The organism is Micromonospora sp. NPDC047467, from assembly GCF_040643095.1.
In the GTDB taxonomy this organism is placed as follows: Bacteria; Actinomycetota; Actinomycetes; order Mycobacteriales; family Micromonosporaceae; genus Micromonospora.
Genome location: NZ_JBEYTO010000010.1, coordinates 167797 through 183446, shown reverse-complemented (window position 1 = coordinate 183446; position 15650 = coordinate 167797). Strand labels below are relative to the sequence as shown.

The window sequence follows — 15650 nt, the reverse complement described above, 5'->3', positions numbered from 1 at the left end:
ACCGCCCACCCGCTGACCGCCCGTTCTGCGCCGTGACCGTCGGGGCGAGCCCAGGCGCCACCAGGGGGTAAGCCCGCCAACGAGCGTGATGTCTGTGAGACATTTTGATGTCTCACAGACATCACGCTCGTTTGGCACTTGCCCCCCGGGCCCGCCGCCGTCGACCTGGCCCGCCGCTGTCGCCCGGTCGAGACGGCGAACGGCCCGCCGATGCCGGGCCGGAGCAGCACGACCCGAGCAGCACGACCCGAGCAGCACGACCCGAGCAGCACGGCCACAGAAGCGCGGGCACACCAGCACGGACAGGGCAGCGCAGGCCGCGACGTGCGGGGGCGCTGCGGGTCGCCGGTTCGGTATGCGCGCGGTGGTGCCCGGACATGGCGACGGGCGCCGCTCCCGTGGATCCGGGGGCGGCGCCCGTCGTAGGGCTCAGTTGAGCGTCAGTGCCGGTCGATGTCGCTGGCGGTGTCCTCGCGGTAGCTGGCACCGCCGTCCGACTCGCTGGTGAGCGGCTTGGAGCCACCCTCCGGCGGGCCGGCCAGGCTCTGGCCGCCAGCGGCCAACTCCGGGAACTTCGCGTCGAACGCCGGCCGCTCGGAGCGGATCCGGGGCATCCGGTCGAAGTTGCGCAGCGGGGGCGGGCTGCTGGTCGCCCACTCCAGCGAGTTGCCGTGACCCCAGGGGTCGTTCACCTCGACGACCGGGCCGGTCTTGTACGACTTCCAGCAGTTGTAGATGAACGGCAGCGTGGAGATACCGGTGATGAACGCGCCGACCGTCGAGATCATGTTCAGCGTGGTGAAGCCGTCGCTGGGCAGGTAGTCGGCGTACCGGCGGGGCATGCCCTCGTTGCCGAGCCAGTGCTGCACCAGGAAGGTGGTGTGGAAGCCGATCATGGTGAGCCAGAAGTGCACCTTGCCCAGGCGCTCGTCGAGCATCCGGCCGAACATCTTCGGGAACCAGAAGTAGATGCCGGCGAAGACCGCGAACACGATGGTGCCGAAGAGCACGTAGTGGAAGTGGGCCACCACGAAGTACGAGTCCGACACGTGGAAGTCCAGCGGCGGGCTGGCCAGCAGCACACCGGTCAGACCACCGAAGAGGAACGTGACCAGGAAGCCGACCGCCCAGAGCATGGGCGTCTCGAAGCTGATCTGGCCCCGCCACATGGTGCCGATCCAGTTGAAGAACTTCATACCGGTCGGCACGGCGATCAGGTAGCTCAGGAAGCTGAAGAACGGCAGCAGCACCTGACCGGTGGCGAACATGTGGTGCGCCCAGACGCTCATGGAGAGCGCGGCGATCGCGATGGTCGCGGCGACCAGACCCTTGTAGCCGAAGATCGGCTTGCGGGAGAAGACCGGGATGACCTCGCTGATGATGCCGAAGAACGGCAGCGCGACGATGTACACCTCGGGGTGGCCGAAGAACCAGAACAGATGCTGCCAGAGCATCGGCCCACCGGTCGCCGGGTCGTACACGTGGGCGCCGAGGATGCGGTCCGCGGCGAGCGCGAAGAGCGCGGCGGCCAGCAGCGGGAAGACCAGGATCACCAGAAGGCTGGTGACCAGGATGTTCCACGTGAAGATCGGCATCCGGAACATGGTCATGCCGGGCGCACGCAGGGTAAGGATCGTGGTGATCATGTTCACCGCGCCGAGGATGGTGCCCAGGCCGGAGATGGCCAGGCCCATGACCCACATGTTGGCGCCGACGCCGGGCGAGTGCTCGACGCTGCTCAGCGGCGCGTACGCGAACCAGCCGAAGTCGGCGGCGCCACCCGGGGTGATGAAGCCGGCGGTCGCCATCGTGCCGCCGAACAGGTACAGCCAGTAGGCGAAGCTGTTCAGGCGGGGGAAGGAAACGTCGGGCGCGCCGATCTGGATCGGCACGATGTAGTTCGCGAAGGCGAACACGATCGGTGTCGCGAAGAACAGCAGCATGATCGTGCCGTGCATCGTGAAGAGCTGGTTGTACTGCTCGGGCGACAGGAACTGCAGCCCGGGTCGAGCCAGCTCAGCCCGCATGACCAGGGCCATCAGGCCACCGATCATGAAGAACACGAACGCGGTGACCATGTACATGATCCCGATTTGCTTCGCGTCCGTGGTCCGCAGCAGCCGGGCGATGGCCGACCCCTTGACCGGCTCTCGGACCGGCCAGGGCCGGGTCACGACCGGCTTGGGTGCGACGGTGGTCACGAGTGGCCTCCGGTTCTCGGTTGTCGCTCGGCACACGCTGGTTATCTGCGGGCCGTCATCCGTAGGGAGGATAGTCCCCGGCAGGTCGCAGCGCCGCGTGGGGTGGCGTGACACGATCTACTACGGGCCTACAGCGGGCCGACCAGTAGCCGGTAGTGCTCCCCGAAGATCCGACCGCCGCGTCCGCGCAGCAGCGGGTCGCGCAGCGCCGGCGGCACGTCCCTGGTCCGGTTGCGGTCGCGGGTCCGGTCCCGCACCCATCGGGTACGTGGTCGGCGACGACTCTCGTACGCCACCAGCGCCGCCTCGACACTGCCGGCGGCGCGCAGCGATTCGGCCAGCACCACGGCGTCCTCCAGTGCCATGGCGGCACCCTGCGACAGGGTCGGCGCGGTGGCGTGCGCGGCGTCACCGACCAGCAGCACCCGGCCCCGGTACCAGCGACCCAACTCCACCTCGTCGGTGAGCCCTACGTGGACCTGGTCCGGCGTCAGCATCTCCAGCACCTCGGGCACGGGGCCCCGGTAGTCGCCGAAGAGTTCGCGGAGCCGGGCCAGCGGGTCGACGGGCGGCTCGGTGCCGGCCTCGTCGGCATAGCAGTGCAGCCGGCCCTCGCCGATCGGCACCAACAGCAGACCGGAGCGCTGCCCGAGCAGTGCGGTCCACTCACTCACGGGTGGGCCGTCGCGCAGCACGGCCCGGTAGACGACCTGCCCGACGGGGCGGGGCGGTCCGCCGAGCGCGGCCAGCGAACGGACCGAGGAACGTGGCCCGTCGGCGCCGATGACCAGGTCGTACTCGGTGGTGGTGCCGTCGGTGAAGGTGACGCCGACCGCGCGCGGGAGCAGGTCCAGGGTGCGGACCTCGGCGCCGTGGCGGACGGCGCCGCCGGCGCCGCTAAGCAGCACCTGGTGCAGGTCCGCCCGGGGCAGCGCCCGACATTCGCCGACGCCGGCCCAGAGGGTGTCGAGGTCCACCTCACACAGCGGCGCGCCTGTCGCGTCGAAGAAGCGTTGCCGGTGGATGACCTGCCCGAGTGGGCGGACCGGGTCGTGCAGGTCGAGCTGGTGCAGCGCGCGGGCGGCGTTGCCGGGCAGGTAGAGCCCGGTCACGGTGGACTCACCCGGCGGCAGCTTGTCGGTGACGTCGGGCCGGAAGCCCGCCAGGCGTAGCGCCCGGGCCACGGCCAGGCCGGCGATGCCCGCGCCGACGACGAGGATGCGCAGGGGGGAGCCACCCATGGTGGTGTACGCCTCCGGAGGGGTTACGGCACGCGTTGGAGGCAACACGCTACTCGGAGCTATCGGTGCACACCAGGCCCCAATCGGCCGGCCCGGCGGCGCTCGTCGGCGGCTCGAGTCGCTTAGCTGGCCGTCCCGTGGCAGCCGTCCGGCGCGGGGTGGCAATCCTCACAATTCACCAGTTTGGTACATGCGGTTGCGCCAGAATTTCAGGCATGTAAATGTGTCATTGAGCGTGGGAGCGCTCCCGCACCGCCCCACCACATCCGGCGCCCGGCACGCGCCGAGTCAAGGAGCGTCATGAAACGTCAACTTCGGGCCCTGGCCGTCGCCGGGCTGCTACTCACGAGCTCGCTCGTCGCCGTGGCCCTCGGCGGCACCGCCTCCGCCGACACGCAGATCTGCGAGCAGTACGGCTCCACCACCATCCAGGGCCGGTACGTGGCGCAGAACAACCGTTGGGGCACCACCGCCCAGCAGTGCATCAACGTCACCAGCACCGGCTTCGAGATCACCACGCAGAACGGCAGCAACCCCACCAACGGCGCGCCCACGGCGTACCCCTCGGTGTTCTTCGGTTGTCATTACACCAACTGCTCCCCCGGCACGAACCTGCCGATCCAGGTGAGCCAGATCAGCAGCGCCACCAGCAGCATCAACTACCGGTACGTCAGCGGCGCCATCTACAACGCGTCGTACGACATCTGGCTGGACCCGTCACCCAAGCGCGACGGCGTGAACCAGATGGAGATCATGATCTGGCTCAACCGGCAGGGCTCGATCCAGCCCATCGGCTCCCGGGTCGGCAACACCACCCTCGCCGGCCGGACCTGGGAGGTCTGGCAGGGCAACAACGGTGGGAACAACGTCATCTCGTACGTCGCGCCGTCGGCGATCTCCAGCCTGAACTTCAGCGTGCTGGAGTTCATCAACGACGTCCGCAACCGGGGCGCGATCACCAACAGCTGGTACCTGACCAGCATCCAGGCCGGCTTCGAGCCCTGGCAGGGCGGCGCCGGCCTCGCGGTGACCTCGTTCTCCGCGAACGTCAACGGCGGCGGCAACAACCCCACCACCCCGCCCCCGGGGACCACGCCGCCGCCGGGCGGTAGCTCGGGCTGCGCGGTGAAGTACACGCCGAACTCGTGGAACAACGGCTTCACCGCCGACGTGCAGATCACCAACACCGGGTCCAGCGCGATCAACGGCTGGACGCTCAACTACACGCTGCCCAGCGGCCAGACCGTCACCAACGCCTGGAACGCCACGGTCAACCAGAGCGGCTCCGCGGTGACTGCCCGCAACGTCGGCCACAACGGATCGATCGCACCCGGCGGCACGGCCAGCTTCGGCTACCAGGGCACCCTGAACGGGTCGTACTCGTCCCCGACCAGCTTCTCGCTCAACGGGGCAACCTGCTCGCGCACCTGAGCACGACCGGGCGTGACCGGTGACGCCCAGAGAGTTGTTCAACTGTCGGCCCCGCCAGGCACAGCTTGGCGGGGCCGATTCGTACCCGGCGCTCACGCCCCCGCAGCGCTCGGCGTGCGCTCTCCGCTGGCGCGGGTGTCGTACGTCTCGCGGTTGGCGAACACGTCGTCCATGTGCGCCTGGGCCCAGATCTTGAGGCCGCGCATCGTCTGGTGCAGTGAGCGGCCCAGCTCGGTCAGCTCGTAGGAGACCGTGACGGGCACGGTCGGCATCGCAGTGCGGGTGATCAGACCGTCCCGTTCCAGGGCGCGCAGCGTCTGAGTGAGCATCTTCTGACTGACGCCGGCCAGCAGGCGGGACAGTTCCGAGTAGCGCAACGCCCGGGGCTCGCCGGCGCAGTCGGCGCCGAACCGGTGCGAGCCGTCGTTACCCAGCGCGGCCAGGATCAACGCGACCCACTTGTCGGAGAGACGGTCCAGCAGCTGGCGACTGGGGCATTCCGCCAGGAAGGCGTCATATTCCGCTCTGGCCTGGGCCCTCTTCTGCGCCGCCGTCATCGTTGCCATCGACCGCTCCTGTGACCGTAGGTGCGCTACGCACTTTCAGGTGCCTACTTCCCATCGGAAAGTTACACCCCCATCGTGGAGGAGGAACCGCCAGGCGCGAGCGGCGCCTGGACCACGACGAAACCTGAGGTACGCAATGCTCTCCACCTCCCTTCCCGGCGGCACCTGGACGCTGGGCGACCTGACCGTCACCCGGTTCGGCTACGGTGCCATGCAGCTCGCCGGCCCCGGGGTCATGGGGCCGCCCGCCGACCACGACGGCGCACTCGCCGTGCTCAAGGAGGTCGTCGATCTCGGCATCACCCACATCGACACCAGCGACGCCTACGGCCCACACATCACCAACCACCTGATCCGCGAGGCGCTGCACCCCTACCCCGACTCGCTGCACATCGTGACCAAGGTTGGCGCGACCCGCGACCCACAGGGCGGCTGGCCGCCGGCCCGCAAGCCCGAGGACCTACGCCGGGCCGTGCACGAAAACCTGGAACACCTCGGAGTCGAGGTGCTCGACCTGGTCAACCTCCGGCTCGGCAACGCTGCGGGACCCCAGCCCGGCTCGCTCGCCGAGCCGTTCGAGACGCTCGTCGAACTCCAACAGCAGGGCCTGATCCGGCACCTCGGTGTGAGCACAGCGACCGCGGAGCAGGTCGCCGAGGCACAGGCCATCGCGCCGATCGTCTGCGTGCAGAACATGTACAACCTCGCGCACCGCAACGACGACAAGCTGATCGACGTACTCGCCGAGCAGGGCATCGCCTACGTGCCCTACTTCCCCCTCGGCGGCTTCAGCCCACTGCAGTCCTCCGCGCTGGAGTCCGTGGCCACCCGGTTGGCCGCGACGCCGATGTCCGTCGCCCTGGCCTGGCTGCTGCAACGCTCGCCGAACATCCTGCTCATCCCGGGTACGTCGTCGACCGCGCACCTGCGTGAGAACGTCGCGGGCGCGGCGCTCACGCTCTCCGAGGAGGATCTTGCCGAACTGGACAAGATCGGCAGCTGAGGGGGCGTGACCGTCAGGTCACGCCCCCAGTTCGAGGCTCGCTCAGGCGGCTGGCGGAATGGACCGCGACCGGGACAACTGGCCGAAGCTGCTGGCCGGATCGTCGTACGAGCTGCCAAAACCGCTGCCCGAGACAGTTGTCCACGCCGACGTGGTGATGTGGACGGTGCCGTCCTCGCCCGTCCACCGCTCGCGCCGAAGCGGCTCGTCGAGTGCCGCCCAGGTGACCTTGAGGGTGGTGCTGCCCGTGCTCTCCTGCCACCCGTCGCAGACCTCGTCCTCGTTGATCACCTCGCAGTGTCGCTGACGCTCCTGGTATGGCACCGTCGCGGTGAGCTTGGCACCGGTCAACGAGAACGAGAAGCGGGTGACCGGCACGTCGTAAGCCACGCGGTGGACGCTGTCACAGGCGTATACGCCATCCGTGGTGCCACAGACACTCCTCTGCCACTCGACGTCCACCACGGTGGCTCCGACAGCTGGCCGCGTCACGTCGACGAACATGCTGCCGCCTTCGCCGTCGAAGTGGGCATGGGCATACCGGCTGACGCTGTCGGCCTGCGCCGGAGCGGCGGCCAGCGCGACCGTGGCGGCGGTGATGACGCCGACGGCCAGGATGTCGCGGAAGCGGATCACAATGCTCCTTCGTTCGTACGAAGCAATGACCTTAAATGTCTACGCCGCCGTCCGCTGCCCGGTTTGGGTCGGGCGGCGGACGCGGTCAGACCCGGGTGAGCCGGACGGCGTCGGCGATGACCAGGCCGGTGGCGCTGCTCCACCGGCTCACGCCGACCCGGTTGGCGTCGCCAGCCGGCAGCGTGAACGTGCCGAGGACGCGCCACTGGCCGCCGGTGGCCCGCTGGTCGACGGTGACCGTCCGGTTGCCACTGCTGGTGGCGACGATGTACGGGGTGGCGCTGTTGTAGCCGGAGTTCGCCGGCCACCACGCCTCGACGCGGTAACTGGCGGTGGCCGGGACGTTGAACCGGTACCACGCGACGTCGCTGCTCGCGACGGGGTCCGCGTACCGGTAGTCGGCGCCGTACCGCTGCCCGGAGTACGTCGACACACCCCAGTTGGCGCTGGCGGTGAACCGGCCGGCGGTGGTGTTGTCGGCGATGGACGACCAGGCGGTGCCGCCGCCGGCCATCTTCGCCGCCACGTCAGCGCGCATGACGTTGAGGTCGATGAAGGACGGGTCGATCTTGCCGGTGGTGCTGGTTTCCCGGTGGCCCCGGGCGTAGCTGCTGTCCCGGCCCAGCCGTTTGAGCACGGCGGCGGTGGCGGCGATCGACGCGTTGTACTGCGCGGCGGTCATCTCCTGGCTGACGCCGTTGTAGTCGATCTCCCAGCCGATCATGAGGGTGTTGCCGTCCCCGGCGGGGATCGGCCCGCTGCCGCCGCTGACTCCGGCGTGGTTGCACCTGCCGGCCGAGATGACGTGGAAGACGCCGTTGTAGTCGACGAGCGCCTGGCAGAGCGGGCCGGGCAGGTCGGACCGGCCGTTGATGCAGATGCCGAGCGCCGGGTGCGGGTTGCTGGCGCTGGAGGTCGAGGCGGTGTGGTGCCAGAGCACCCCGATGGGGTCGAAGGAGCCCGGCCGCATGCGGTTGAGCCAGTCTCCCTCGACGACGACCTGGACCCCGGCGGCGCGCAGCACGTCCACGAGCCATCCCACGGTGGCCATCAGGACTCACCGAGCAGGTCGGCCAGGCACTCGGCCTTCGGTGCGGCGCTCGCCGAGGTGGGCCGGGCGACGACGGTCAGAGCGGCGGCCACCAGGGCGGGGATGCCGAGCACCCCGCGGCGGCGCAGACGGATGGATGGTGATCGGGCCATGGCGATCCTCCAGCGACGGCGGGTTCGTACGCATCGACGAACGCGATGACGGCACGCTATACCGTCACGAACGTCTATGTCGATACCCTTCAATCACCATCCGTCGACTGAAGGAATCCGCCGTATCAGGCGCCGCCGAGCGCGTCGATGTCGCGCATCTCCTCCGCCGTCAGCGAGAAGTGGGAGACGTCGAAGTTGGCGCTGATCCGCTCGGGCGTCACCGACTTCGGGATCACCACGATCTCGTGGTCGATGTGCCAGCGCAGCACCACCTGGGCCGGCGAGACGCCGTGCGCGCCGGCGATCCGGGTCAACACCGGGTCGCTGAGGTCGGTGGTCTTGAACGGGCTGTACCCCTCCAGCACCACACCCCGGTCCCGGTGCTCGGCGTGCCGCTGCCGGTCGTACAGCATCGGACCCCAGCGGATCTGGTTGACCGCCGGATTCTCCTCGGTCGACTGGATCAGCTCGTCGATCTGCGCGGTGCTGTAGTTGCTCACCCCGACCGCACGGGCGAGGTTCTCGTCCCGGGCTGCCAGCAACTCCCGCCACATCGGGATGCTGTCCCCCGGCGACGACGGCGGCCAGTGGATCAACCAGAGGTCCACCTGGTCGACGCCGAGCGCCTCCAGGCTGGCCTCCAGCGTTTCTCGTTCCCGGCCCACCCGGTCCGGCGGGAGCTTGGTGGTGATGAAGATGTCCTCCCGGCGCAGCCCACTCTCCCGGACCGCCCGGCCGACCTCCCGCTCGTTGCCGTACATGGTGGCCGTGTCGAGGTGCCGGTAGCCGGTGTCGAGCGCGGCCAGCACGGCTTCGAAGCCCGCCCGGCCGGTGGCCTGCCAGGTGCCGAAGCCGAGCAGGGGCATCCGCACGTCGCCGGGGAGCAGGGCGGTGGGCTGGTCGATGTGGTCCATGAGGACCGTTTTACCCCGCCGCGACCCCAGCCGCCGAGCGAACCGGACACTCGGGCAGGCAGCGCGACGGTCCGCTTTGCCGGAGAATGCGGGGTGTGACGGACCGGCTGGATGAGTACCGGCGCCGGCGGGACGCGACCCGCACGCCCGAGCCGGTGCCGGCGCGCAGCCCGACGTCGGCCGAGCCCGCCGACGGCGAGGGCCGCTTCGTCATCCAGCAGCACCACGCCCGCAGCCTGCACTGGGATCTGCGCCTGGAGCACGAGGGCGTGCTCGCGTCCTGGGCGGTGCCACGCGGCCTGCCCCGCGACCCCGGTCGCAACCACCTCGCCGTACACACCGAGGACCACCCGATGGAATACCTGGACTTCTCCGGCGAGATCCCAGCCGGCGAGTACGGGGGCGGCCGGATGGTCATCCACGACCGGGGCACCTACCGCCGCGAGAAGTGGCGCGACGACGAGGTGATCGTGACCCTCTCGGGTGAACGGACCGCCGGCCGCTACGTGCTGTTCGCCACCGGCGGCAAGGACTGGATGGTCCGGCGCACCGATCCGGCGCCGCCCGGCTGGACGCCGATGCCCGAACTGATCCGCCCGATGCACGCCACGCCGGCCGCCAGGCTGCCCCGTGACCGCGCCGAATGGGGGTACGAGCTGCGCTGGGACGGCGTCCGGGCGATGGCGTACGTCTCCGGAGGGCGGCTGCGGCTGCTCTCCGAGACCGACGAGGAGATCACCGGCGGGTACCCGTGGCTGCGCGCGATGGCCGAGGCGCTGGCGCCGACCGAGGCGGTGCTCGACGGCGTGCTGGTCCGCATCGACAGCGCCGGTCGGGTGCGCCCGATCCGCCCAGCCGGCGGCAGTCGGGTCCCGGCCGGTGCGGCGTACCTGCTCGTGGACCTGCTGTGGCTGGAGGGCGTGAGCAGCGTCGACGTGCCGTACGCGCAACGCCGGGAACTGCTCGATGGGCTGGCGTTGACCGGTACGCACTGGCAGACTCCGCCGTGGTTTCCCGGTGCCGGCGACGAGGCGCTGCGTACCGGCCGCGAGCAGGGCCTGCCCGGTGTGGTCGCCAAGCGGCTGGATTCGGTCTACGAGCCGGGCCGGCGCAGCCGACGCTGGCAGAGCATCGACGCCGTCTGATGGCGAGGAGCGACGTGTACCTGACCCACCTGGACTGCCCACGCTGCGGCCGGGAGCACGCCGCCGACCAGTTGCAGAATCTGTGCGAGTGCGGCTCTCCGCTGCTGGCGCGCTACGACCTGCCGGCGGTGGCGAAGGCGGTCAGCCCGGAGCGCTTTCCGCTGCGCCCGGCCGACCTGTGGCGCTACCGGGAGCTGCTGCCGGTCGCCGACCCCCGGCACGTCACCACGCTGGGCGAGGGGTGGACGCCGCTGCTGCGCGCCCCCGCGTACGGCGCCGAGATCGGCATCGCGGACCTGATGGTCAAGGACGAGGGGTTGATCCCGACCGGCTCGTTCAAGGCGCGCGGCGCGGCGGTGGGTGTGAGCCGGGCGCGTGAGCTGGGCGTCGAGCGGATCGCGATGCCCACCAACGGCAACGCCGGCTCGGCCTGGGCGACGTACGCGGCGCGGGCGGGGATGGGAGCCACCATCGTGATGCCGCTGGCGGCGCCGAGCATCTGCCGGCGCGAGTGCGTGGCTGCCGGTGCCGACCTGCGCCTGGTTGACGGGCTGATCAGCGACGCGGGCCGGCGGGTGGCCGAGCTGATCGCGGAGTCGGGCGGGGCGATCTTCGACGCCGGCACGCTGCGCGAGCCCTACCGCCTGGAGGGCAAGAAGACGATGGGGTACGAGATCGTCGAACAGCTCGGCTGGCAGATACCGGATGTGATCATCTATCCGACGGGTGGCGGGGTCGGTCTGATCGGCATCCACAAGGCGCTGCACGAGATGCGGGAGCTGGGCTGGGTGGGCGACAAGCTGCCCCGGCTGGTGGCGGTGCAGTCGACCGGCTGCGCGCCGATCGTGCGGGCGTTCGCCGCTGGCGAGGATCGGGCTCGGCCGTGGGAGGACGCGCACACCGTGGCGTTCGGCATCACCGTGCCGGCGCCGCTGGGCGACGAGCTGATCCTGGCCGCGCTGCGGGAGTCCGCCGGCACCGCGGTCGCCGTCGACGACGCCGAGATCCTGGCCGACCTGCGCGATTTCGCCGCCCGCGAGGGGCTGCTGCTCTGCCCGGAGGGTGCCGCCTGCCTGACGGCGGCCCGGCACCTGCGCGCCGGCGGCTGGATCCGGGCCGGGGAGCGGGTGGTCGTGCTCAACACCGGCGCGGGTCTGAAGTATCCGGAGACGGTGGATGTCTCCGGCGTACCCGTGCTGACCTGAGCCGGCAGCACCGGCGGGCCGTGTGGGCCGCGCCGGTGCCACCGTGCCTGCCTACTGGTAGGTGATGTCGGACGATGAGTAGAAGCAGTTGACGCCGTCGGCACCTTCACCGATCTTGGTCGGTTCGCTGCCCTTCGGCACACCCTTGTACTTGACGCAGATCGACGTGTCACGGCCCGAGTCGTCGACGATCGTGATCCGGCTGAACCGGGCGGTGTCGCCCCAGTTGGTGTTGATGCCGGCGATCGCGTCGGTGTCCCGGACGACCACGTTGTCGATCACCACGTGCCGCTGGTACGACGTGGAGCAGTTGCCGCAGGCCCGGTAGAGCTTCCCGGCGTTCTCGGCCCGGAAGTTCTTGATGTAGACGGTGCCTGAGCCGTTGTGCTGGAAGACCTTGTCGCTGGCGGACCGGGCGCCGCCACCGTCGACGGTGTACGTGGTGCCGCCGCGGAAGGTGGCGGCGTCCTCGCCCACGTCCTCCCACCAGACGTTGATCAGCGTGCAGTTGCCCTCGCAGTGCACGCCGTCACCGGCCGGCGCCCCGATGATCACGTTGCGCAGGGTGGCACCGGCGGCCAGCTCGAACATCGGGTCCTGGCTCTCGCTCTGCCCGCCGTCGCCGATGCCGTAGTAGCGCTTCAGCCCGCCGTCGAAGGTGCCGGAGACTCCGATGGTGGCGTTCACCTTCTGGCTGCCGGTGGGCGTCGGCCAGCCCGCCAGCGGCGGGGTGGTCGGGCCCGGCGTGGTGGGGGGCGGCGTGGTCGGCGGTGCGGTGGTGGCCGGCGGAGTGGTCGGGGTGCCACCGCCGGACGAGTCGACCGTCACGTCGTCGAAGCCGCCGCTGGCGTACGCGGTGACCAGGCCGATCCGACCCGCGCCGGCCAGGCTGTTGCTGCCGGAGGCGATCTGGGTGCCGTTGACGAAGCCGCGGATGGTGCTGCCGCTGGCCTCGATGCGCAGGGTGTACCAACTGCCGGTGCCGATGCCCAGCGACGCGGAGCCGATCGCGGTGATGCTGCTGCCGTTGACGGCCTGCAACTCGGCGCGGCCGGAGCCGAGCAGGGCCAGCCGGTACATCTTCGTGCTGCTTGTCGACCGGGCGGCCAACCCGACCAGGGCGCTGGACGAGCCGAAGCTCGCCGGCCGGACCCGCGCCTGCACGGAGTAGTTGGTCCAGCTGGTGTCGCCGGCGAACTGCCGGGCCAGCTCGCTGCCGGCGTTGGTCTGGTTGAGCACGCCGGAGCCGTCGACGACCCAGGTGCCGCCGGACTTGGACCAGCCAGAGGTGTCGCCGTCGTTGAAGTTGTCGCTGAAGACGGTGGCCGCGAAAGCCGAGGTCATTCCGGCGGCGAGGGCCGCGGTGGTCACGCCCGCGCCGACGGCCAGCAGCAGTGGTCGTCGGCCGGGGTGTCGTCTCTTCTGCACAGGTGTCCTCCTTGACGCGTGTGGTGGCGATCCGACGGCCGTGGCGTGCGGGGGACGTACCGGCATGGTGAACTGCCCTGGCCTGGGATCGGTGTGCCCCGCCGGATGCCCTGCTCCGGAGCGGGGTGAAAGCGGGATCAAAGCCGTGGGGAAAGGGCTTTCCCGCCCCTTCGAGGCTAGGACCGCTCAACCATCAGCGTCAATGCCTGGCGCTTGCAGGTCTGTTGCAGGATTCGAGCGCACGCGGGCCGGTCAGGCGCTGCGGGCCGGTCAGTGGCTTTCCGGCTCGGTCAGCCGCCAGGCCGCGTTGATCAGACCGACGTGCGACAGCGCCTGCGGTGTGTTGCCGAGCTGCGCCCCGGTGGCCAGGTCGATCTGCTCGCTGAACAGGCCCACGTCGTTGGCGTACCCGACCACCCGCTCGAACAACTCCTCGGCCCGCGTCGGCTCCCCCGTCATCACCAGGCACTCCACCAGCCAGAACGAGCAGAGCAGAAAACCCGCCGGATCGGTCGTCCACCGGCGGATCAGTCCGTCCTCGGTGCCCAACTCCCGTTCGACCATCGCGATCGTCGACCGCATCCGCGGATCGGTGGCCGGCAGGAATTGCGCCACCGGCAGGATCAGAGCCGAGGCGTCCAGCTCCGCCGAGCCGAACGCGCCGGTGAACGCCCCGATCCGGTCGTTCCACCCGTCGCGCAGCACCGCGTCGCGGATCTCGTCGCGGACGGCGGCCCAGCGCCGCGGGTCGGCCCGCTCACCGAGCCGGTCGGCGAGCCCCACGGCCCGGTCCATCGTCAGCCAGCAGAGCACTTTGGACGACAGGTAGTGCCGCTCCTCGTCGCGGGTCTCCCACATGCCCCGGTCCGGCAGGTGCCACGTCCCGGCGACCTGCTCGGTCAGCCCGAGCACCATCTCACGCAACTCCTCCTCGAACGTCGTGCCGAGGTAGTCGCGCAGCCGCCACACCGCCGAGACGACCTCACCCGGCACGTCGAGCTGCCGCTGCCGCCACGCGTCGTTGCCGATCCGGACCGGCTGGCTGCCGTGGTATCCGCGCAGGTGGGTGCAGTTGTGCTCGGACAGGTCACGTTCGCCCTCCACCCCGAAGAGCACCGGCACCGGCTCGTCGCCGATCCGCCCGATCGACCGGGCGGCCCACGCGAACAGCCGCGACGTCTCGTCCGGGCAGGCCGCCACCCAGAGCGCACGCATGGTGAGCGAGAAGTCCCGCAGCCAGGAGAAGCGGTAGTCGTAGTTGCGGTCCCCGCCGATCCGTTCCGGCAAGGACGTCGTCAGCGCCGCGGCGACCGCGCCGCTGCGGGCGTAGGTGAGGCCGGTCAGCACCGTCGCGCTGTGCCGCACCAGGTCGGGGTACCGGCCGGAGTACGTGTGCGTCTCCCGGTACGCCTCCCACGCCCGCGTCGTCTCGGCGAGCGTGGCCACCGGGTCGAGCCGGGCCGGCGGGTCGCCGTAGGTGTCACCGAACGCCACGTCCATTCCGACCACCTGGCCGGCGGAGACCTCGAACTCCTGGGTCACCCGGTCCCGGTCGGCCCGCAGCGACAGGCCACCGACGTGCAGCACCAGCACCACCGGGCCGGCGCCGGCCAGCACCCCGCCGTCCGGCTGCTCGTGCAGGTACGGCGTGAGCAGGCCGTACTCGGGGCGGGGCGCGAAGTCCAACGCCATCCGTACCCGCCCGGACAGCCCCTCGACCACCCGGATCAGCACGGCGGGAGAGTGCATCCCCAACTCGTGGGCGCGTGCGCCGATCTCGGCGGCCAGCGCGTCGGTGACCGCCACGCTGCCGTGCGGCGTGTGGTGCACCGTCCGCAGCACCAGGGTGTCCGGCCGGTAGGCCCGCTCCACGCGGTGGCCGGGGCCACCCGCGCCGACCGGGGCCACCCGAAAGTGCCCGGCGCTCGGGTCGAGCAGCCGGCCGAACACCGAGGCGCCGTCGAACCGGCTCGGGCACCACCAGTCGACCGAACCGTCCCTGCCGACGAGCGCACCGGAGCGGGAATCCGAGAGGAATCCGTAGTCGGAGATCGGCGGCTGCTGCACCCGCGCGGGGTACCCGGATGAGCCCGGATCAGGCCGCCGCGCTCACGCCGTCGGCGGCTCGTCCTTGCCGGCGGCCTCGGCCTCGTCGGCCTCCTCCTTGGTGTGGTGCACGGCCTGGTCGGCGTGCTCCGGCGGCCCGTAGACCGTGTAGAGCACCAGCGGGTTCGGGCCGGTGTTGACGAAATTGTGCTTCGTGCCCGACGGGACGACAACGAGGTCACCCGCGACGACCTCCCGCTTCGCGCCGGCGACCCGGGCCTCGCCGGTGCCGCTGACGAAAGTCAGGATCTGGTCGATGCCCTCGTGCACCTCCTCGCCGATCTCGCCACCCGGGGGGATCGTCATGATCACCAGCTGGGTGTGCTCCCCGGTCCACAGCACCCGCCGGAAGTCCGGGCTCTTCTCGGCGACGGTTGCGATAGTGAAATGCTCCATGCTCCGCTCATACCCCGTTCGGCGACGCGTCACGCCGGGACTGGCAAATGGTGGAATTCCCCACGGTCGGCGGGTTTGGATTCGCGCGCAAGGGGGATCGAGCACTCTGACCGGAGCGAACGGCCGGTCGAGCCAGGTCCCCGCTGGCGTACCGCCGAACGGCTGCGACGGTGGG

14 protein-coding genes are annotated in these 15650 nt (G+C 70.4%); 4 read left to right on the top strand and 10 right to left on the bottom strand.

What is annotated here, in order from left to right:
* Nucleotides 1-440: 440 nt before the first annotated feature.
* Together ctaD and ABZ780_RS25985 are read right to left on the bottom strand one after the other, a co-directional pair.
* Nucleotides 441-2201 (bottom strand): cytochrome c oxidase subunit I, encoded by a 1761-nt coding sequence (gene ctaD / locus ABZ780_RS25990; RefSeq protein WP_357008422.1) that lies wholly within the window; start codon nt 2199-2201, stop codon nt 441-443.
* A 128-nt stretch (nt 2202-2329) separates the two neighbouring features.
* The gene (locus tag ABZ780_RS25985) at nt 2330-3442 is read right to left on the bottom strand and encodes an FAD-dependent monooxygenase (protein WP_357008425.1); all 1113 of its coding nucleotides are present in this window, start codon (nt 3440-3442) and stop codon (nt 2330-2332) included.
* Nucleotides 3443-3742: 300 nt separating this feature from the next.
* On the opposite strand from ABZ780_RS25985, the gene ABZ780_RS25980 reads away from it, so the two are divergent.
* Nucleotides 3743-4873, top strand: coding sequence for a cellulose binding domain-containing protein (locus ABZ780_RS25980; RefSeq protein ID WP_357487766.1), 1131 nt, complete (start codon nt 3743-3745; stop codon nt 4871-4873).
* Nucleotides 4874-4965: 92 nt separating this feature from the next.
* On the opposite strand, the gene ABZ780_RS25975 is transcribed toward ABZ780_RS25980, so the two are convergent.
* A complete protein-coding gene (locus ABZ780_RS25975) occupies nt 4966-5439 on the bottom strand; it encodes a helix-turn-helix domain-containing protein (protein ID WP_357487765.1) in 474 nt (157 codons plus the stop codon).
* Between the two features lie 136 nt (nt 5440-5575).
* On the opposite strand from ABZ780_RS25975, the gene ABZ780_RS25970 reads away from it, so the two are divergent.
* The gene (locus ABZ780_RS25970; protein WP_357487764.1) at nt 5576-6442 is read left to right on the top strand and encodes an aldo/keto reductase family oxidoreductase; all 867 of its coding nucleotides are present in this window, start codon (nt 5576-5578) and stop codon (nt 6440-6442) included.
* 42 nt (nt 6443-6484) lie between these two features.
* Here the strand turns inward: ABZ780_RS25970 and ABZ780_RS25965 are convergent, their stop codons facing one another.
* The 4 genes from ABZ780_RS25965 to ABZ780_RS25950 all read right to left on the bottom strand — a co-directional run bounded on the left by ABZ780_RS25965 (nt 6485) and on the right by ABZ780_RS25950 (nt 9195).
* On the bottom strand, nt 6485-7078 hold the full coding sequence (locus ABZ780_RS25965) for a hypothetical protein (RefSeq protein ID WP_357487763.1): 594 nt from the start codon (nt 7076-7078) through the stop codon (nt 6485-6487).
* A gap of 85 nt (nt 7079-7163) precedes the next feature.
* Complete coding sequence (locus ABZ780_RS25960) at nt 7164-8129, bottom strand: N-acetylmuramoyl-L-alanine amidase (RefSeq protein WP_357008439.1); 966 nt, start codon at nt 8127-8129, stop codon at nt 7164-7166.
* On the bottom strand, nt 8129-8281 hold the full coding sequence (locus ABZ780_RS25955) for a hypothetical protein (protein ID WP_357487762.1): 153 nt from the start codon (nt 8279-8281) through the stop codon (nt 8129-8131). Before ABZ780_RS25955 ends, ABZ780_RS25960 begins: the two co-directional genes overlap by 1 nt.
* A gap of 125 nt (nt 8282-8406) precedes the next feature.
* Nucleotides 8407-9195 carry an aldo/keto reductase gene (locus ABZ780_RS25950; RefSeq protein ID WP_357487761.1) on the bottom strand — a complete coding sequence of 263 codons (789 nt, stop codon included), beginning with the start codon at nt 9193-9195 and terminating at the stop codon, nt 8407-8409.
* Nucleotides 9196-9290: 95 nt separating this feature from the next.
* On the opposite strand from ABZ780_RS25950, the gene ABZ780_RS25945 reads away from it, so the two are divergent.
* Together ABZ780_RS25945 and ABZ780_RS25940 are read left to right on the top strand one after the other, a co-directional pair.
* Nucleotides 9291-10340: a DNA polymerase ligase N-terminal domain-containing protein gene (locus tag ABZ780_RS25945; RefSeq protein WP_357487760.1), complete on the top strand. Its 1050-nt coding sequence runs from the start codon at nt 9291-9293 to the stop codon at nt 10338-10340.
* A gap of 14 nt (nt 10341-10354) precedes the next feature.
* Nucleotides 10355-11545: a threonine synthase gene (locus tag ABZ780_RS25940; protein WP_357487759.1), complete on the top strand. Its 1191-nt coding sequence runs from the start codon at nt 10355-10357 to the stop codon at nt 11543-11545.
* Nucleotides 11546-11596: 51 nt separating this feature from the next.
* On the opposite strand, the gene ABZ780_RS25935 is transcribed toward ABZ780_RS25940, so the two are convergent.
* The 3 genes from ABZ780_RS25935 to ABZ780_RS25925 all read right to left on the bottom strand — a co-directional run bounded on the left by ABZ780_RS25935 (nt 11597) and on the right by ABZ780_RS25925 (nt 15475).
* Complete coding sequence (locus ABZ780_RS25935) at nt 11597-12973, bottom strand: pectate lyase (protein ID WP_357487758.1); 1377 nt, start codon at nt 12971-12973, stop codon at nt 11597-11599.
* 270 nt (nt 12974-13243) lie between these two features.
* A complete protein-coding gene (locus ABZ780_RS25930; protein ID WP_357487757.1) occupies nt 13244-15040 on the bottom strand; it encodes a glycoside hydrolase family 15 protein in 1797 nt (598 codons plus the stop codon).
* Nucleotides 15041-15082: 42 nt separating this feature from the next.
* Nucleotides 15083-15475: a cupin domain-containing protein gene (locus tag ABZ780_RS25925; protein WP_357008457.1), complete on the bottom strand. Its 393-nt coding sequence runs from the start codon at nt 15473-15475 to the stop codon at nt 15083-15085.
* Nucleotides 15476-15650 lie beyond the last annotated feature (175 nt).